The 18,150-nt window shown below is 70.3% G+C and carries 19 protein-coding genes; 6 read left to right on the top strand and 13 right to left on the bottom strand.

Translation table 11 applies throughout. The annotated features are described in order from the left end of the window. Positions 1-58 precede the first annotated feature (58 nt). A complete protein-coding gene (locus tag DXK32_RS18700) occupies positions 59-634 on the bottom strand; it encodes a hypothetical protein (RefSeq protein ID WP_114859903.1) in 576 nt (191 codons plus the stop codon). Between the two features lie 597 nt (positions 635-1,231). Between DXK32_RS18700 and DXK32_RS18695 the strand changes: the two genes are divergently transcribed. The 5 genes from DXK32_RS18695 to DXK32_RS18675 all read left to right on the top strand — a co-directional run bounded on the left by DXK32_RS18695 (position 1,232) and on the right by DXK32_RS18675 (position 6,347). After that, positions 1,232-1,639 carry a glycine-rich domain-containing protein gene (locus tag DXK32_RS18695; RefSeq protein WP_114859902.1) on the top strand — a complete coding sequence of 136 codons (408 nt, stop codon included), beginning with the start codon at positions 1,232-1,234 and terminating at the stop codon, positions 1,637-1,639. A 158-nt stretch (positions 1,640-1,797) separates the two neighbouring features. Beyond that, positions 1,798-2,853: a helix-turn-helix transcriptional regulator gene (locus DXK32_RS18690; RefSeq protein WP_114859901.1), complete on the top strand. Its 1,056-nt coding sequence runs from the start codon at positions 1,798-1,800 to the stop codon at positions 2,851-2,853. 181 nt (positions 2,854-3,034) lie between these two features. Beyond that, on the top strand, positions 3,035-4,591 hold the full coding sequence (locus tag DXK32_RS18685) for an ABC transporter substrate-binding protein (protein ID WP_114859900.1): 1,557 nt from the start codon (positions 3,035-3,037) through the stop codon (positions 4,589-4,591). After that, the gene (locus tag DXK32_RS18680) at positions 4,588-5,538 is read left to right on the top strand and encodes an ABC transporter permease (protein WP_114859899.1); all 951 of its coding nucleotides are present in this window, start codon (positions 4,588-4,590) and stop codon (positions 5,536-5,538) included. The genes DXK32_RS18685 and DXK32_RS18680 overlap by 4 nt, the downstream gene beginning before the upstream one ends. Then, the gene (locus DXK32_RS18675; RefSeq protein WP_114859898.1) at positions 5,535-6,347 is read left to right on the top strand and encodes an ABC transporter permease; all 813 of its coding nucleotides are present in this window, start codon (positions 5,535-5,537) and stop codon (positions 6,345-6,347) included. Before DXK32_RS18680 ends, DXK32_RS18675 begins: the two co-directional genes overlap by 4 nt. 8 nt (positions 6,348-6,355) lie before the next feature. Here the strand turns inward: DXK32_RS18675 and arsB are convergent, their stop codons facing one another. Both arsB and arsC read right to left on the bottom strand, forming a co-directional pair. Continuing rightward, complete coding sequence (gene arsB / locus DXK32_RS18670; RefSeq protein WP_247877227.1) at positions 6,356-7,438, bottom strand: ACR3 family arsenite efflux transporter; 1,083 nt, start codon at positions 7,436-7,438, stop codon at positions 6,356-6,358. Further along, positions 7,435-7,887, bottom strand: coding sequence for an arsenate reductase (glutaredoxin) (arsC, locus tag DXK32_RS18665; protein WP_114859896.1), 453 nt, complete (start codon positions 7,885-7,887; stop codon positions 7,435-7,437). The genes arsB and arsC overlap by 4 nt, the downstream gene beginning before the upstream one ends. A 125-nt stretch (positions 7,888-8,012) precedes the next feature. On the opposite strand from arsC, the gene DXK32_RS18660 reads away from it, so the two are divergent. Then, the gene (locus tag DXK32_RS18660) at positions 8,013-8,348 is read left to right on the top strand and encodes an ArsR/SmtB family transcription factor (protein WP_114859895.1); all 336 of its coding nucleotides are present in this window, start codon (positions 8,013-8,015) and stop codon (positions 8,346-8,348) included. Positions 8,349-8,355: 7 nt separating this feature from the next. Here the strand turns inward: DXK32_RS18660 and DXK32_RS18655 are convergent, their stop codons facing one another. The 10 genes from DXK32_RS18655 to DXK32_RS18610 all read right to left on the bottom strand — a co-directional run bounded on the left by DXK32_RS18655 (position 8,356) and on the right by DXK32_RS18610 (position 18,056). Then, positions 8,356-9,135 (bottom strand): GntR family transcriptional regulator, encoded by a 780-nt coding sequence (locus DXK32_RS18655; RefSeq protein ID WP_114859894.1) that lies wholly within the window; start codon positions 9,133-9,135, stop codon positions 8,356-8,358. An 81-nt stretch (positions 9,136-9,216) separates the two neighbouring features. Continuing rightward, positions 9,217-10,488 carry a TRAP transporter large permease gene (locus DXK32_RS18650; protein WP_114859893.1) on the bottom strand — a complete coding sequence of 424 codons (1,272 nt, stop codon included), beginning with the start codon at positions 10,486-10,488 and terminating at the stop codon, positions 9,217-9,219. Between the two features lie 29 nt (positions 10,489-10,517). Then, positions 10,518-11,120 carry a TRAP transporter small permease gene (locus tag DXK32_RS18645; protein WP_114859892.1) on the bottom strand — a complete coding sequence of 201 codons (603 nt, stop codon included), beginning with the start codon at positions 11,118-11,120 and terminating at the stop codon, positions 10,518-10,520. A 14-nt stretch (positions 11,121-11,134) separates the two neighbouring features. Continuing rightward, the gene (locus DXK32_RS18640) at positions 11,135-12,523 is read right to left on the bottom strand and encodes an amidase (RefSeq protein ID WP_114859891.1); all 1,389 of its coding nucleotides are present in this window, start codon (positions 12,521-12,523) and stop codon (positions 11,135-11,137) included. Continuing rightward, positions 12,520-12,729: a hypothetical protein gene (locus tag DXK32_RS18635; RefSeq protein WP_114859890.1), complete on the bottom strand. Its 210-nt coding sequence runs from the start codon at positions 12,727-12,729 to the stop codon at positions 12,520-12,522. Before DXK32_RS18635 ends, DXK32_RS18640 begins: the two co-directional genes overlap by 4 nt. Positions 12,730-12,804: 75 nt before the next feature. After that, positions 12,805-13,569, bottom strand: coding sequence for a GntR family transcriptional regulator (locus tag DXK32_RS18630; protein WP_114859889.1), 765 nt, complete (start codon positions 13,567-13,569; stop codon positions 12,805-12,807). Beyond that, positions 13,566-14,771, bottom strand: coding sequence for a CaiB/BaiF CoA transferase family protein (locus DXK32_RS18625; RefSeq protein WP_114859888.1), 1,206 nt, complete (start codon positions 14,769-14,771; stop codon positions 13,566-13,568). Before DXK32_RS18625 ends, DXK32_RS18630 begins: the two co-directional genes overlap by 4 nt. Before the next feature lie 100 nt (positions 14,772-14,871). Beyond that, the gene (locus DXK32_RS18620; RefSeq protein WP_051140958.1) at positions 14,872-16,047 is read right to left on the bottom strand and encodes an acyl-CoA dehydrogenase family protein; all 1,176 of its coding nucleotides are present in this window, start codon (positions 16,045-16,047) and stop codon (positions 14,872-14,874) included. A 23-nt stretch (positions 16,048-16,070) separates the two neighbouring features. Then, the gene (locus tag DXK32_RS18615; protein WP_114859887.1) at positions 16,071-17,477 is read right to left on the bottom strand and encodes an MmgE/PrpD family protein; all 1,407 of its coding nucleotides are present in this window, start codon (positions 17,475-17,477) and stop codon (positions 16,071-16,073) included. 81 nt (positions 17,478-17,558) lie between these two features. Continuing rightward, positions 17,559-18,056, bottom strand: a complete 498-nt coding sequence (locus DXK32_RS18610) for a MaoC family dehydratase (RefSeq protein WP_114859886.1) — start codon at positions 18,054-18,056, stop codon at positions 17,559-17,561. Positions 18,057-18,150: the final 94 nt, after the last annotated feature.

The following is an 18,150-nucleotide window of genomic DNA, read 5'->3' as shown; positions in this document are numbered from 1 at the left end:
CCGAAGGGACCTCCCGAACCGAAGGGACCTCCCGAAGTCCGCCGTAGCGCGCGGCGGCTCACCCGTTCCACCCCCCCGGGGGCAGCGGCGCCCGCAGCGCCATGCCCATGCCGTGCAGCCGCGCCCGACGCTTGTCCACCGGCAAGGCCGCCAACCCGAGCAGCACCGTCGTCGCGGCGTCCAGTCCGCCCGGCGGGGCAAGCGCCTCGGCGCCAAACGCGCCGGCGCCAAGCGCTTCGGCACCAAGCGCTTCAGCAAGGGCATCCGACCGCCCCGCGTCCGGGCTTTCGGCGGCGGCCAGCAGGCGCTCCGCGGCGGCGGCGCGATCCGGCATCATCCCTCGCCCCCCCGTCCTCTTCAACACGGCCTTCACCCGCTGCCGCTCGGCGCGATCCTGGAAATGGCCGTGCCGCTGCATCAGCCGCACCGCCTCCACCATGTAGTCGGCGAAGCTCCGCACGTCCCGCGCCACCCGATGAGCGGGCTGATCGCGCGCCTCCGCCACCGCCCGGCGCAGCCAGCCGCTGGCCCGCGCGGCGGGGACGATCGCATCGACGCGTGGCGGTGCCGCGGCGGCGAAAAGGTCCGCAAGGATCAGCGCATCCTCGGCGCCATCGAGAACCGGACGCTGCAAAGCCTCTGCGAGCAGTCCATTGAGCCATGGCGAAGAAAAAGGACGGGCTCGCCGGTCCTGCATCCGAACCCCCGTGACGTCATGATGAATTGCAACCTCTCGCAGAAGATACCAACTCCTCCGCGGATATCAATGCAAACGATTCAATCAAGTGAGATATCACATACGATAAGACCGTGACTTTATCGAATTTGATTGCATACGTATGCGATCGAAAGGACGCTGTGGTTCAGATTCAATGCAAATTTACGATATCCACTTGAGCACTTGCACAACCGCCACTAAGATACACTCGGGTATGCAGGAGGGGCGCATGACGGGCCTGTTACAGGAGCGTACGGGACGCGCGGCGCACGCGAACGCAGCCTTGGCGGCTTGCCCACGGCGTCAGCCGGATCAAGCCGACCGGATCAAGCCGAACGGTGCCACGCACAGGCACCGGCCGGCGGGACACCGCCGGTCAGGACACCTCTGGCCTGAATCCTGCCGGATGCCACCGCGGGCAAAGTTTTCCCGCAAGGCACGGGCCGGCTTCATCGGGCGGAGGTCTTCGAGGACCGAAGTGAACCTCATTCCCTTCTGAAAGGACCATCGAGAATGAACGACAACAACGAACGCGTCTCGTCCGTGCAGCCGGCGAACCTCGACCTCTCCTTCATCAACAAGCGGCTCGAGATGGCCGGCTACACGCCGGAGCAGGCCGCGGAATCGGTCGAGGCCTACCGCCAGTTCCTCGTCGTGGTCGCGGCGAAGCCGAACCTGATCCTGGTGCCGACGAAGGCGGCGGACGCGGCGTGGCACGAACACATCCTGTTCATGGACCGCTACGAGGCGGACATGATGCGGCTGGTCGGCGCCCGGGTCCATCATCACCCGGACGCTCCCGACGCCACCGCTTGGCAGAAGGCCGTCGCCAACACCCAGGACGCCTTCCGGACAACGCTCGGCGTGGAACTGCCGACGGAGGAACTTGCAGGCTGCTTCCTCACGGTCGAGGCGGCCTGAGCATCATACGATCGTATTGATCGTTGCATGACGCGGTGCGTTTGCTGCTAAATTCGTTCGACTGGCAGCGCGTTTCGTGGACATCCCCTGAGCGACGGCCCAGGCCCCGTTCAGGGGGTGTCCGTCACTCCCGGCAGTGAGAGAAAGAGGAGGGATTGATGTCCGATCTGGTCCACGATCTTTCCGGCCGCGCCAGGGATATGAACGCCGGGCTCGCCATCTTCGACAGAAGCGACACGCTGCTGGCGACCAACGACAAGCAGAAGACGATCTATCCCTTCATCGACTATTCGCGGGCGGTCACCTTCCGCGACATCGTGTGGGAATGCGTAAAGCACAAGAAATTCGGTTCCGACACCATCTATTCAGACCCGGACCGGTGGATCGGCTACGCCGAGAATCTGCGCCGATTCAACCGGTTCTGGCAGTCCTTCACGCTTCATTCCGATGGACGGGTCATCCAGATCACCTATGAGCGGTTGGATGACACGGACGGCTGGTGGTACCAGATCCGGCGCGACGTCACCAGCAACGTCCTGGAGAATTTCCGGAACGGCGTCGACAGCCTGATCTCACTCAACGGCGGCGGCGTCCTGCCGCAGCCGGCCCAGCCCGCCTTCGTCGTCCGGCTTCTCGACGCCCTGCCCTATCCGGCGGCGTTGCTGACTCCGCGCTGCCAGATCATCGACGGCAACACGTCCTTCGCCTCCATCCTGTCGCGGGGGGACGGGTTGTCCACGGCCGGTGGCCGGCTGTGCATCCCGGATACGCCCACCGAACAGGCGGAGCTTTCCAAACGGGCCGCCGGCTTCTTCCGCCGCCGCACCCGCACGCCGGTCACGCTGCGCGTGTCGCGCCAGGACCAGCCGTCACCCTATTTCGCCACCCTGTCGGAGCCGCCGGCCCAAAGCCTCGGAAACGGCGCGCCGATGACCGGCATCCTCCTCCTGACCCTCGTCGATCCGGACGTGCTGCCCACCGTGTCGGTGCGCGCCGTCGCCGAGCTTCTCCAGATCACCGGCTCGGAAGCCGAGATCGCGTTGGCCCTGTGCTCCGGGCGGAGCGTCGACGAGATCGCCGAGGACCGCGGGGTGGAGCGGCGGACCGTCTACAATCAGGTCTCGTCGATCCTGGGCAAGACGGGGCTGCGCAACCAGGCGGGAATCGTGCGGCAGGTGACGACGATCTGCTGGCATTTCGGGTCGCGCATCTGATCGAATCCGGGTATGGTTCCTGACGCATCGCCGGCAGCGCGAATACCTGGATATGAACGCACTCTTGTGCATACATATGGCGGACGTCCGGCGCGGTTCCGGCTCCGCTCTGGCCGGAGGCTGTGAAGGAGGCAGGGGCGTCTGATTTCCCATCCCCGGTCCCCCTGCAACGTTCCGCACCATGCCCTTGCTTGCCGCCCTCCGCCTTCTTCTGACCGTTCTGGCCATCGCGGCCGGTGTCGCCGTTCCGGCGATGGCGGGAACCTTGCGGGCCAGCCTGTCCGACGATCTGACGACCATCGACCCGTTCGCCTTTCCCGGAGTGATCTCGTCCGGCGTCCTGCGGCAGGTCTATGAGGGCTTCACCGCCATCGACGCCGCCGGGGACGCCGTTCCGGCGCTGGCCACCCGATGGGAAACGCCGGACGGCGGGCGGACGTGGCGCTTCGCCTTGCGCCCGGACGTGCGGTTCCATTCGGGACGCCCGTTCACCGCCGCCGACGTCCTGTGGACCTGGGAGCACCATCTGACGCGCAAGCCCCAGCCCGGCTACAGCGCCTTCTACCTGCGCGGCATCGAGGGGGCCGCGGCGCTGCAGCAGGGGACCGCAACCGCGCTGTCCGGCGTCGCCATCCCCGACCCCCACACCCTCGTCGTGCGGCTGACCGAGCCCGACGCGCTGTTCCCGCTCTATCCGTTCCTGTTCGTCGATCGCGGGATGGAGACCGAGTTCGGACCGGCGTGGCACGAGCGGGCGTCCGGCGGCACCGGGCCGTTCCGGCTCGTGTCCTGGCGGCACGGCGAGTCCGTGCGTCTGGAAGCCCATGCCGGCTATTGGGACGGCGCCCCCGCCGTGGACGCGGTGTCGCTGGTGGTGCTGCCCGACCCCAACACGCTGATGGCGCGCTACGACGCGGGCGAGCTGGACGTGGCCCCCCTGCCCGAAAACGCCGTGCGGACCGTGGTCCGCCAGCCGCGCTACGACGGGCAGATCGCCGCCTTCGCCCGCGCCCAGGTGCGCTATCTCGCCCTGAACCAGGATCTGTACCCGCCCTTCCGCGACCGGCGCGTGCGCGAGGCGTTCGGCCTCGCGCTGGACCGGGTCGCCACGGTCAACGGACTCCACGCCGGGCGGGCGGCGCTGACGAACGGATTCGTCACGCCCGGCCTGGGTGGCTACCGGCCCGACGCGGTGCCGTTGCACCCGTTCGATCCGGGCCGGGCCAAGGCGCTGCTGGCGGAGGCCGGCCATGCCGGCGGGCGCGGCCTGCCGCCGCTCCAGGTCGCCGGCGGCCCCAACGTGCGCGAGGAAGCCACCTATTTCGCCGCCCAGCTCACCGCGGTGCTGGGGATTCCGGTCGGCGTGCGCATCCAGGAGCGGGCGGCCTTCGTGGCCGCGATCAACGAGGGGCGCGAGGCGCTGTTCATCAACGGCTGGACGGCGGATTTCCCCGATCCCATGGACCAGCTCGCCACCCAATGGCACAGCGCCAGCCCGACCAACCGCACCCACTGGCGCAACCCGGACTTCGACCGGCTCATGGAGCGGGCCCGCGGCCTTGCCGACCCTGACGCCCGCGATGCGCTCTACCGGGACGCCGAAGCCCTGCTCCGCGAAGAGGCGGTGGCGCTGCCGCTGCCGACGCCGCAGTTCGTGGCGCTGGTGCGGCCGGGGGTGACCGGCGTGGTCATCCGGCCCGACGGCACGACGGACTACCACGCCGCCCGGTTGCCATGACGGGACGCCGGCCCGGCCGCCGCGGTCTGTCCTGGCGATTGCCCTGGCGGCTGACCGGGCGGCTGACCCGGCGCCTGCCCGGCCTTGTTCTTCTGGCCGGAGCCGCCGTGCTGGCGAGTTTTCTGGCGTCCCACGCCCTTCCCGGCGATCCGGTCATGCTCATGGTCGAGGGGCGGGCCGCGGACCCGGCGATGATCCGCCGGCTGCGGGAAGACGCCGGGCTGGACCAGCCTCTGGCCGTTCAGTTCCTGTCCTACGCGCTGGACCTGATGCGTGGCGACCTCGGCCAATCGCTGCGCTACGGCGGCGTGCCGGTGACGGCGCTTCTGGGCGACGCCCTGCCGATGACCCTGCGACTGATGGCCGGCGCGGCGGCGCTCGCCCTGCCCCTCGGCATCGCGCTGGGGCTCGCCGCGGCCGATCTCCGGCGGGCATGGCCGGGCACGGCGCTCACCATCGGGTCGGTGCTGGCCCTGTCGGTGCCGCCGCTGGCGCTGGCGACGTGGCTGATGCTGGCGGGCTCCGGCACCGCGCCCTGGGCAATGGCGGCGCTCGCCCTGCCGGCGGCGGCGATGATCGCCCGACTGACGCGGACCCAGGTGATGGAGGTGCTGGGGCACGACTTCATCCGCACCGCCCGCGCCAAGGGGCTGGGTCGGATCGCCGTTCTGCTGCGCCACGCCCTGCCCAACGCCCTGGTGCCTCTGGCGGCGGCGGTCGGATCGCTGGCCGGGACGATCCTCACCACCACGGCGGCGGTGGAGACGGTCTTCGCCCTGCCGGGGATCGGGCGGCTGACCGTCCAGGCGGTGCTGGCCCGCGACCACACGGTCGCCGGGGCCGCCGTTCTGGTCTTCGTGCTGCTGCAGGTCGCCATCAGCCTGACCGTCGAACTGCTGATCGGCCTCGCCGACCCGCGGCTGCGCGACGACGGGGAGGCGTTGTGATCGCGGTCCGCTCCCTCGCCGGGCGCGCCGGGCTGCTGCTCGCGGCGGCGCTGGCGATGCCGCTGGCCCTGGCCGTTCTTCTGCTGCCGCTCGACCCGGCCGCCATGGATCTCGGGCAGGCCTGGGCCGGGCCGTCCGCCGTCCATCCGCTGGGCTGCGACGGGCTGGGCCGCGACATCGCCGCCCGGCTGATCGCCGGGACGGGAACCTCCTTCGCCATCGCCGGGCTGGCGCTCGCGCTGGCGGTGGGGCTCGGCGTCGCGTCGGGCGGGGTTGCGGGCTGGGTCGGCGGACGCACGGACGCCGTGGTCCTGCGGCTGGCCGATCTGCTGCACGGCTTTCCCGAGCTGTCGCTCGCCATCGTCGCCGCCGCGCTGCTGGGTCCGGGCACGGAGGCCATGGTGCTGACACTCGCCCTGGCGGCGTGGCCCTCGCAAGTCCGCTGGTGCCGGGCGCTGGCCCTGTCGAACCGCACCGCCGAGCATGTGCGGGCCGCCGCCGCCCTGGGCGCGGGACCGCTGCACACCGTCCGCCGTCATCTGCTGCCGGCGGTCGCCGGGCCGGTCGCCATCCGCGCCGCCCTCTCCATCGGGCCGGTCATGGTGGCGGAGGCGACGCTGAGCGGTCTCGGCCTGGGCATCCAGGAGCCGGCGGTGTCGCTGGGCACCCTGATCCGCGACGGGCTGGCCGACCTGCGCGACGCCTCCCACCTGATCGCCGCGACGACGATCACCGTCGCCGCCGTCGCGCTGGCCGTCAACCTGCTGGCCGAGGGTCTGCGCGAAAGTCTCGACCCGCGCCGGCGGTAGCGGCCGCGTCATCCCCGCCCGGCGGCGGCCCCGCGCTCGTACCAGCCGCGGGTCCGCTTCACGATCCGGACCACCGACAGCATCACCGGCACCTCGACCAGCACGCCGACCACGGTGGCCAGCGCGGCGCCGGAGCCCAGCCCGAACAGGCTGATGGCGGCGGCCACCGCCAGCTCGAAGAAGTTCGACGCCCCGATCAGCGCCGCCGGAGCCGCGACGCACCAGGCCACGCCGAACCGGCGGGACAGCCAGTAGGCCAGCCCCGCGTTGAGATAGACCTGGATCAGGATCGGCACGGCCAACAGCAGGATGACCAGCGGCTGCGCCAAGATCGCCTTCCCCTGGAAGCCGAACAGCAGGACCAGCGTGGTCAACAAGGCCAGCAGCGACATCGGCTGAAGCACGCCCAGAGCCCGCGTCAGCGCCCCCTCGCCGCCCGAGGCCAGCAGGGCGCGCCGCCAGAGCTGGGCCGCCGCCACCGGGATGACGATGTAGAGCAGCACCGACAGCAGCAGCGTGCCCCACGGCACGGTGATCGAGGCGACGCCGAGCAGCAGGCCGACCAGCGGCGCGAAGGCGAAGACCATGATGAGGTCGTTCAGCGCCACCTGGCTCAGCGTGTAGTGCGGCTCCCCCTCGCACAGGTTGGACCAGACGAAGACCATCGCCGTGCAGGGCGCGGCGGCCAGCAGGATCAGCCCGGCGATGTAGGAGGGGATCTGGTCCTGCGGCAGCAGCGGCGCGAACAGATGGCCGATGAACAGACTGCCCAGGAGCGCCATGGAGAAGGGCTTGACCGCCCAGTTGATGAACAGCGTCACGCCGACGCCGCGCCAATGCTCCCGCACGCGGCCCAGCGCGCCGAGGTCGATCTTCAGCAGCATCGGCACGATCATCAGCCAGATCAGCACCGCCATCGGCAGGTTGACCTGGGCCAGTTCCGCCGCCGCGATCGCCCGGAACAGGCCCGGCGCCACGGAGCCGAGCGCGATGCCCGCGACGATGCACAGGGCCACCCAGACGCTGAGGTAGCGCTCGAACAGCCCCATCGCCGGACGGGGGACCGGCTCCCGATGAACGTCCGCGGTCATGCCGGGCCATCAGCGCGCCGGGCCTGGCCGATGGGCCGTCCGGAACCGTCCACCACCGCCTCGCCGTCCTCCTTGGCGAAGGCGCCGCGCTGCGGGTCGGGGAGGATGTCCAGCACCCGCTCCGACGGCCGGCACAGCCGCACGCCGAGCGGCGTCACCACGATCGGCCGGTTGATGAGGATGGGGTGGGCGATCATGGCGTCGAGCAGCCGGTCGTCACCGAGCGCCGGATCGCCGAGGCCGAGTTCCGCGTAGGGCGTGCCCTTCTCGCGCAGCACGGCGCGCACCGGCACACCCATGCGGCGGATGAGGTCGGCGAGGTCCTGGCGGCTCGGCGGCGTCTTCAGATACTCGATGACGACCGGCTCGACGCCGCTGTTGCGGATCATGGCCAGCGTGTTGCGCGAGGTGCCGCAATCCGGGTTGTGGTAGATGGTGATGGCGGTCATGGGAATGTCCGACAGGGCCGTTGAGGCCCTCATATTTCCATATTTGCCAAAATATGGAAGAGTGGATTCGTGGAGGACCGGCGGCGCCCTTGCTGGCGGGGTGCCGGTCCGATAGGCTGCGCCCCATGAACGTCAAGGATGTCATCGCCGGGCTGGGAGCGCTGGCGCAGGAACACCGGCTGGCCGCGTTCCGGGAGCTGGTGCAGCAGGGGCCGGACGGTCTGCCGGCGGGCGTGCTGGCGGAACGGCTGGGTCTCGCCCCGGCGACCCTGTCGTTCCACCTCTCGCAATTGAGCAACGCCGGGCTCGTCGCGTCGCGCCGCCAGGGCCGGCTGATCATCTACAGCGTCGATGTCGAACGCTTCCAGGCGCTGCTCGGCTTCCTGACCGAGAATTGCTGCCAGGGAAACCCGGACCTCTGCCGGCCGCGCCCCGGCGGCTGCGCGCCCGAAAGCGGCTGAGGCGCGGTCAGCGCCGCTGCAGGGCCATGGTGTAGCGGAAGCCAGCGCCCGGATGGGTGTTCACCGCGATCTCCACCAGACGCCCGTCCTCGGTGAAATAGCGCCGGGTGATGACCAGGATCGGCGACTGCGGCGGCACATGCAGGCGCGAGGCGACGTTCAGGCTGGCCGGGGCGGCCTCGATGTCCTGCATCACCTCGGCGATGCGGACGCCGTAGCGCTGCTCAAGCACCCGGTAGATGGCGTACTGCACCACCTCCAGATTGCGCACGACGTCGGAGAAGGCAGCGTCGATGTAGACCTCGACGTAGGAGAAGGGCTCCGACGTTTCGCGGGTGCGGCGCAGGGCGCTGACGCGGAACCACTGCGTGTCCGGGCGGCAGCCCAGCCGGCCGGCCAGTTCCTCCTCAACGATGATGCGGTCCACCGAGAGGATTTCCAGCCGGGTCGAGGTCGCGTACTGGACCAGCTCGTCCAGGGAACTGATCGAATTGACGAAGCGCCCGTCAGCGCGGCGCGCCGCCAGGACAGACCCCGATCCCTGGCGGCGCAGGATGTAGCCCATCTCCTGAAGCCGGCGCAGCGCCTCGCGCACCGTGTGGCGGCTGACGGCGAAGCGGCTGCACAGCTCCTGCTCGGTCGGCAGGCGGTCGCCGACGGCGTAGGCGCCGGCGTCGATCTCCTCCAGCAGCTTGCGGACGATCTCCTGGTAGAGCGGGGTCTCCCCCCGCTCCACCACGCCGTCCGTGCCGCTGGTTTCCTTCAGGCTGTCCGCTTCGTCCGACATCGCATCCCTCATGATGCCGGAAGATGGACGAGCCGGGGCGCCGATGCAACCGGCGTACGAGGATGATCCGCGCGGGGCGGCTTACTTCAGCAGGACCAGCGACAGGGCCGGGAAGGCGTTGATGACGAGCAGGGCCACGACCCGCATCCCGTAAAAGGGCAGCACCCCCTTCACGATGGAGTGGAGCGGCATCTTGGTGATGCGGCTCATCACGAACAGGTTCAGGCCGACCGGCGGCGTCAGGGTCGCCACCTCCACCAGAGCGGTCATGATGACGGCGAAATGGATCAGGTCCACCCCCACGGCGTGCGCCATCGGGAACAGGATCGGCGCCAGCAGCACGATCATCGACACGCCGTCCAGGAACATGCCGATGACGAGCAGCAGCAGATTGACGGCCACCAGGAACTCGAAGGGGGAGACCTGCGCCTCCTTCAGCATGGCGGTCAGTTCGGCGGACAGGCCGAGGCGGGTCAGCACCGCGGTCAGCAGGCCGGAACCGAGCAGCACGCCGTAGATCATCACGGTCTGGAGCACCGACTCCCGCGCCGTCTCCCACACCGCGGCGAGGTTGGCCGTGCGGTAGACCACAGTCACCAGGATCACCGCGTAGATGGCGGCCAGCGCCGACACCTCGGTCGGGGTGAACCAGCCCATGTAGATCGTGCCGATGATGAGCACCGGCATCATCAGCGCCCCGGCGGCACCCGGCAGGCGCTGGCCGAAGCCCTTCCAGTCCGGACGCTCGCCGACATGGCCGTAACCCTTGAGCCGGCTGACGATCAGCGTGGTGAGACCGAGCAGGAACGCCTCGAACAGGCCGGGCACGATGCCGGCGATGAACAGGTCGGTGATCGGCAGCCCGACGATGGAGCCGATCAGGATGAAGGTCAGCGACGGCGGGATCATCAGGCCCAGCGTGCCGCAGACCGCCACCAGCGAGGCGGCGAAGCGGGGCGGGTAGCCCTCCTTCGGCATCAGCTTCACCGCCGCCGGGCCGAGCGCCACGGCGCAGGCCACCGACGAGCCGTTGACCGCCGCGAAGAACACGCTGGACATGGCCAGCGCCAGGGCGATGCCGCCGCGGAAGTAGCGGATGATCGTTCCGACCAGTTCCAGGATGACCAGCGCGAGGTTGCCGCGCGACATCAGGTTGCCGGCGAAGATGAAGAACGGGATGCAGACCAGCGCGTATTTGTCCACGGAATCCCAGGCCATCTGCGCGACCAGGACGACCGGGATGTTGAAGTTGAAGGTCAGCAGGCCGACCGCGATGACGCCCAGCGCCAAGGCGATGTGCACGCCCGCCGCCACAAAGAACAGCAGGCTGACGACGGCGATGATGGTGGTCATGGTGTTTCCTCCCCTTTTTCAGCCGTCGTTCAGAGATTCTCGCCCTCGACGGGCGGATCGGGGTCGTGGCCGCGCAGCAGCAGGACGATGTTGCCGACGAAGGCGAAGCCGTAGAGCACCCCGCCCAGCGGCAGCACCAGCCGGACCGTCCACAGCGGCAGGTCGAGGTTGGATTCGGTGAACATGCCGATGGCCTGGAGATGCGCGACCTCCTGGAACCCGGCGATCACCAGAAGCACGCTGAAGGCCAGCCCGATCAGGCTGTTCAGCCAGGCGAAGGCCAGCCGCACCCGGTGCGGCAGCATGTTCAGCAGCAGGTCCATGCGGATGTAGTGGCCGTGCCGCGTGCCGACGCCCAGCGACAGCAGGACGCTCCACACCACCAGGAAGCGGACCAGCTCCTCCGCCCACCAGTGGCTTTCCGACAGGAGGGAACGGCTGGACGCCTCGTAGAACATGATGCCGATGGCCGCCATCATCAGGATCGTGGCGATGTTCAGGAGGAGACGGTCCTCGATGAAGCTCCACCAGCCCGGCAGGCCGCGGCCCGGCGGCAAGGCGTCGTCCACCGCCTGGGTCTGGGGGGGCGCCGCGGGGGGTGCCGCGGAGGTCAAAGTATCGGTTCCCGGCATGGGTGGAACTCCCTTCACGAGAAGACCTGTGTCTGGGGGGCGCGGCTCAACCAGCCGGTGGCGCGCTCGTGGGCGTCGGCGATGCGCAGCAGCGTGGCCTCCGCCTGCGGGCGGGCGATGAGCTGCATGGCGATCGGCATCCCGTCCGGATCGAAGCCGGCGGGCGTGACGAGCGCCGGCAGGCCGAGGTAGGAAACCGGGCGGGTCAGCGCCGCCACCCCGGCGACCACCGCGGCCATCGCCGGCCCGGCCCCCACGTCGGTCTGGGCGGCGGTCGGCACCCGGCCGCGCAGGGCGGGGACGAACAGCGCGTCGCATTGGGCGAAGGGGCCGTCGATCATCGCCCGGAGGTGAAGCGCGCGAAGCTGCTTCGCCTGGAGGTAGGAGGCCGCCGGCACCATCAGCCCCTGCAAAAGCCGCGCGCGGACCTGCGGGCCGTAGTCCTGCGGACGCTCGCGCAGCCAGGGCGCATGGACGGCCGCCGCCTCCGGCGTGAAGACGAGGTTGGCGAGGTCGCCGTAGGGCTCGTGGTCGGGGATGTCCACGTCCACGACGCGGGCGCCGGCGCGCTCCAGCACCGCCCGCGCCCGCTCCAGCGTGGCGGCCACGGCGGGATCGACACCGTCGTAGTAGAATTGGCGCGGGATGCCCAGCCGCAGCCCCTCGACCCCCTGGCCAATGCCGTCCGCGGCGTCCGCCCGCCCGGTGATGACCGAGAACAGCGTCGCCGCGTCCTCCGCGCTGCGAGCCAGCGGGCCGACGCAGTCCAGGCTCTCCGACAGCGGCATCACGCCGTCCATCGGCGTCGCCCCTTGCGTCGGCTTCAGCCCGACCACGCCGCACAGCGCCGCCGGAAGCCGAACCGACCCGCCGGTGTCCGAGCCCAGCGAGCCGAAGGCCAGCCGCCCCGCCACCGCCGCACCGGAGCCGGAGGAGGAGCCACCGGTGATGCGGTCGGGGTCCCAGGGGTTGCGGCAGCGCCCGAGATGGGCGTTGTGCCCGGTCGGTCCCATGGCGAACTCGGCCATGTGCAGCGTGCCGAGCGTCACCGCCCCCGCCGCGTCCAGCCGCTCCAGCACCGTGGCCGTCCGCTCCGGGCGGAAGCCGCCGCGGATCGTCGGGGAGCCGCAGGTGCAGCGCTTGCCGGCGCGGTGGAACATGTCCTTGTGGGCCAGCGGCACGCCGTGCAGCCGCCCGCGCAGCCGCCCGGCCCGAACCTCCGCATCGGCGGCACGGGCGGCGGCCAGCGCCTCCTCCGGCTCGACCGACAGGAAGGCGTTGAGCGTCGGGTTCAGCCGGGCGATGCGGTCCAGGCTGGCGTCGGCTAGGGATTCCGCTCGCAGCGCGCCGTCGCGGACCGCCCTTGCCGCCTCCGTCAGGGTCAGCGATGTGGGATCGGTCATGCCCGCTCCCCGGCGATGAGCGCAGCATGGGCGCCCAGCGGCACGTCGAACAGCGAGCCGCCGGGATGCGCCGCCGCCAGCAGACCCGGCACGGCGGCCAGCAGGCGCCCGCACAGGGCGGCGTCGGCATCGTCCAGGGTCACGCCCTGGATCCTGGCCAGGGTCCGCGCGCAAGCCGCGGCGTCCCCGATGAGGTTTTCCGTCATTCCTTCCCTCCCTTCCGGTGCTGTCCCCGCGCGGCTCTTCCGGCCGTTCGCCGCGGGCAGGGCTTCAATGCCCCCTTACCCGGATCGTTGCAGCGTCATTTCATAGCGGTATCGTCCGGCCGCGTGGCTGCTGACCGCCACCTCCAGCGCGTTTCCTTCGGCGTCCAGATAATGGCGGATCACCACCAGGATCGGGGTGCCGACCTCCACCGACAGGCGGGACGCGAGATTGGCGTCCGCCGAGGTGGCCTCGATGGACTGCACGACCTCCTCGATGCGCAGGCCGTAGCGGCTTTCCAGCACCGCGTAGACGGCGACCGGAAAGGTACCGATGGCCTGGGCCACGTCGTCGAAGGCGGCGGGCAGGAACACCTCGGTGTAGCAGAGCGGCGTCCGCTCCCCCGGCTGACGGCGCAGCGCCACCACCCGGACCCAGGGCGTGTCCGGCTGGGAGCGCAGAAGCTCCGCCGTCCGCCCCTCCACCAGGATCTTCTCCACCGCCAGCACCTCCAGCCGGGTGGAGGAGGCGTACTGCCCGATCTCCGCGAGGCTGGACAGCGTGTTGTGGAACCGCCCGTCGGGCCGGGCGGCGGTCACCACCGACCCCGAGCCCTGGCGACGCGCGATCAGGCCGAGATCCTGGAGCCGGCGCAGCGCCTCCCGCACCGTGTAGCGGCTGGCGGAGAAGCGCAGGCACAGCTCCTGCTCGGTCGGCAGCCGTTCGCCCACCCCGACCCGCCCGTCCGAGATGTCGGCGCGCAGCGCCTCCAGGATCTCCTGGAAGCGCGGCCCCTCCGCGGCGGACGGGCGGACGGAGGCCGGGCGAACGGCGGCCTTCACAGCGCCCCCTGCTCGCGCAGCGCGGCGATGCGCTCCGGCCCGATGCCGATGCGGCCGAGCACGTCCTCGGTGTCGGCGCCCAGCGCCGGGGCGGGGCGGGTGGGCAGCGTCTCGCCGCCGATGCGCACCGGCCCGGTCAGCATCCGCACGTTGCCTTTTCCGTCTGGGGCGGCCCCGTCCGGATAGGCGAAGTCGGCCACCCGGTCGCTGTCGCGGACGAAGGGATTCTCCAGCGACTGCGCGATGTCGAGGACCGGAGCGGCGGGAACCGCGCCGCCGAGGATCTCCACCCACTCCGCCGTGTCGCGCTGGCCGAGCACCTCGTCCAGCAGGACGGTGAGCAGCTCGCGGTTGGCGAGCCGGTCCTTGAAGCTGCGAAAGCGCGGGTCGTTCCCCCATTCCGGCTTGCCGATCTTGTCGCAGAAGACCGGCCAGAACTTCTCCTTGTTGCACATCACGAACAGCCAGCCGTCGCGCGTCCGGTAGAGCTGCGACGGGGTCAGGGACGGATGCGCGGAGCGCGGCTCCCGCCCCTGGTTGTGGCCGCCGTTGAGGTACCAGGTGGCGAGGTAGGTCATGTTGTGCAGCGCCGTGTCGAACAGACTGACGTCGACGTCCGAGCCCTTGCCGCTGGCCCGCGCCCCGACCACGCCGGAGACAAGGCCGAAGGCGGTCATCAGGCCGGTCATCATGTCGACCACCGACATGCCGAAGCGGGCGGGAGGGCCGTCCGGCTCGCCGGTCACCGACAGGTAGCCGGCCTCCGCCTGCATCAGGTAGTCGTAGCCCGGCCAGGCCCGCCGCGGCCCCGTGCGCCCGTAAGCGGACAGGTGGGCGCAGACGATTTTCGGGTTGACCGCCTTCAGATGCTCGTAGGTCAGGCCGAGCTTGTCCGGCAGGTCGCCGCGCAGGTTGTCCAGCACGGCGTCGGCGTGGCGCACCAGCTCGTGCAGCACCGCCATGCCCTCGGGGTGCTTCAGGTTGAGGGTGATGCTGCGCTTGTTGCGGTTGAAGGACTGGTAGAAGTGGCTGTTGCCGGGGCCGAAGAAATGGGGGCCGACATGGCGGCCGACCTCGCCGCCTTCGGCGGGATTCTCGACCTTGATGACTTCGGCCCCGAGATCGGCCAGCAGCATGGTGCCGAACGGGCCGGCGCCGTATTGCTCCACGGCGATGACGGTGACGCCTTCGAGGGGTAGCACGCGGTGTCTCCCTGATGGGGGTGTGCGGGGTGTGTGGGGAGTGGTTGCAGCGGGCCCCCACCCAACCCTCCCCCGCTTTCGCAGGGGAGGGCTTTTGTCCTCACACCGGGTTCTGCTCGATCAGCCGCTTGGCGATGATGATGCGCTGGATCTCGTTGGTGCCCTCGCCGATGCACAGCAGGGGGGCGTCGCGGTAGAGCCGCTCCACCACGAACTCCTTGGAGTAGCCGTAGCCGCCATGGATGCGCATGGCGTCCAGGGAGTTCTCCACCGCCGCCTCGGAGGCGAAGAGCTTGGCCATGCCGGCCTCGTAGTCGCAGCGCTCGCCGCGGTCGAGCGCCTTGGCCGCCTGCTGCACGAGCAGCCGCGCCGCCGAGACGCGCGTCGCCATGTCGGCCAGCTTCATCGCCACGGCCTGATGCTCGTGGATCGGCTTGCCGAAGGTCTTGCGCTGCTGGCTGTACTTCACGGATTCGTCCAGCGCCGCCTGGGCGACGCCGACGCCGCGCGACGCCACGTTGACGCGGCCCAGCTCCAGGCCGGAGATGGCGCAGGCCATGCCGCGGCCCTCGACCCCGCCGATCAGCCGGTCGGCCGGGACGCGGTAGTCCTCGAAGACCAGCTCGGCCGAATCGATGCCCTTGTAGCCCAGCTTCTCCAGCTTGCGGCTGACCTTGAAGCCCGGCCCCTTCTCGGCCAGGAACATCGTCATGCCCTTGTGGCGGGGCTGCGCCGTCGGGTCGGTCTTGACCAGCAGGGCGAAGCAGCTTCCCTGGATGCCGTTGGTGATCCAGGTCTTCGAGCCGTTGATGACGTAGTCGTCGCCGTCGCGCTTGGCCACCGTGCGGATGGCCTGGAGGTCGGTGCCGCAGTCCGGCTCGGTCAAGGCGAGGCCGCCGCGCAGCTCGCCGGTGGCGAAGCGCGGCAGGAAGGCAGCCTTCTGCTCCTCCGTCCCCGTCTTGGTGACGATGAAGGCCATGATGAGGTGCGAGTTGATGATGCCGGACAGCGACATCCACACCGACGAGATGCGCTCGATCATCTTGGCGTAGGTGGAGGGGCGCAGGCCGAGCCCACCGTATTCCTCGGGGATCGTCGCCCCGAACAGGCCCAGCTCCTTCATCCGCTCGACGATCTCGTCGGGGTAGGCGTCGTCATGCTCCAGCTTCAGGGCGACCGGACGGACGTGGCGGTCGAGGAAGCGGTCCACACTGTCGAGGATCAGGCGGTCCTGCTCGTCGCGTTCCGCGTCGGTCATGGTGTTGGCGTCGCTCATGGCGTGTTTCCCGGATTGGATGGTCAGCGGACGGACGGCGACAGCACGGACAGCGAGTCCGCCGCGCGCGGGCTGGCGTCGAGGCCGAGGACGGCGTCGGCGATGCGCGCCGCGGCGGTTTCGTTCACCGCCATGGCGGCGTTGCCGCAGTACTTGTCCACGATCTCGGCGTTGGACAGCGGGCGGTCGGCGGCGCCGCGGTTGATGTGCTCGCGGTGGCGCAGCTCGCGCCCGTCGTCGAGCGTGATGACCAGCTCGCCCGAATAGGCCTTGGGGAAGGGCGAGTCGGGGTCGTGGCGGTAGGACACCTTCGACGCGATGTCGAGGATCGCCGCGTCGCCCAGCGCGTCGTTCTCCAGCTCCGCCAGGGTCAGGCGCCCGCGCACCAGCGCGGCGGCGACCAGGAAGGGCACGCTGAACTGCGCGTCGTAGGAGTTGGACGGCCGCTTCTTGTTGGCCTCCGGCTCGCACACGGTCTTGACCACCTGCTCGGGCACCAGCGCCTCGATGCGGCGGATGCGCGCGAGGTCGAGGCCGTCGCGGCGCAGCTCCAGGGCGGCGTCGACGCAGGCGTGGGTGAAGTGGCAGGCCGGGTAGGGCTTGATCGCCGTCGCCATCAGCTCCCACGTCTCGCCGAGGCCGGCGGTGGCGATGCCCAGATCCGCGCGCCCGGCCTCCTTGCCGAGGTAGGCGTTGAACAGGCCGAAGCGGCCTTCGTAGGGGCGGGTGACCCCGGTGAAGCCCTCGCGGGCCAGCGCCGCCGCGGTGATGCCCGCCGCCGCCGCCCAGCCGGGATGCAGGCGCTTGTTCCAGGCGCCGTCCTCCAGGAACTCCAGGCTGCCGCTCGCCATCGACAGGGCGATGCCCTGGGCGGCGGCGAGCTGCGCGCGGGTCAGGCCGAGCAGACGGCCGGCGGCCAGCGCGCAGCCGAACACGCCGATCATGCCCGTCGGGTGGAAGCCCACCTGATGGAAGCCGCCGCGCGCCACCGCGCCGAGCCGGGCCGCCACCTCGACGCCCAGCACATAGGCGGTGACCACGGAACGGCCGTCCGCCCCGGTCATCGCCGCCGCCGACAGGACGGCGGGCATCACGCTGGCGGTCGGGTGGATGACGCCGCCGATGTGGGTGTCGTCGTAGTCGAGGCCGTGGCAGAGCAGCCCGTTGACCGTCGCCGCGTCGCGGGCGGGCAGCGAGGCGGGCATGCCGATCACCGGCACCGGCCCCTCCCCCGCCAGCCCGCGCAGGGCGGTCAGCGTCTTGTGGGCGAAGTCGTAGCGCGTCGAGGCGAGCGCGATGCCCACGGCGTCCAGCATGTGGTGCGGCGCGCGGGTGCGGACCTCCGCCGGGATGGCGTCGTCGGGGGTGTCGGCGACGAAGGCCGCCAGCGTGGCGGCGATGGACGTGGTGGTCGGATCGGTGGCGGGCATGGTTCCTCCCTCTTGTTCTTCTCGGGCCATCGGGTCGTTCCGGATTGTCCGGATCAGTCGTCCCGGATCGGGCGCCCCGGATCAGTCGCCGATTCCGTGGCCCCGCTTGGGCACCAGGCTGGCCCGCTCGAAGGTCACGAAGACCGTGCCGTCGGCCTTGTAGCCCTCAGTGTAGGTGGTCACGATGCCCTGGGTCGGGCGCTTCTTAGATTCGCGGACGTCCAGCACCTTGGAGCGCGCGTAGATCGTGTCGCCGGGGAAGACCGGGGCGACCAGCTTGATCTCCTTCCAGCCGAGGTTGGCGACCGACTTGTAGGAGACGTCGTCCACCGTCATGCCCAGCACCATGGCCAGGGTCAGGCCACTGTTGACCAGCGGCTTGCCGAATTCCGACTTCTCGGCGAAGGCGTGGTCGCAGTGCATGGGGTGGCGGTTCATCGTCAGCAGGCTGAACTGGATGTTGTCCGCTTCGGTGATGGTCCGGCCGGGGCGGTGCTCGTAGACATCGCCGACGGTGAAATCCTCAAGGTAGCGGCCAAGGTCGGCGACGATGGTCCGCGGTTCCTGAATGTCGGGCATGGGCGGGCGTCTCTTGTCTGCGTGTCGGAGGGGTGAATGCGGGGCGCCGATCATTTCAAGGTGACATGTTCAGCGCGTGTGATAGCATGTTGTA

Origin of the sequence: Azospirillum brasilense, from assembly GCF_003349955.1 — a bacterium.
Lineage (GTDB): Bacteria > Pseudomonadota > Alphaproteobacteria > Azospirillales > Azospirillaceae > Azospirillum > Azospirillum brasilense_B.
The sequence above is the reverse complement of the archived record's forward strand: the minus strand, read 5'-3'. Positions and strand labels throughout refer to the sequence as shown.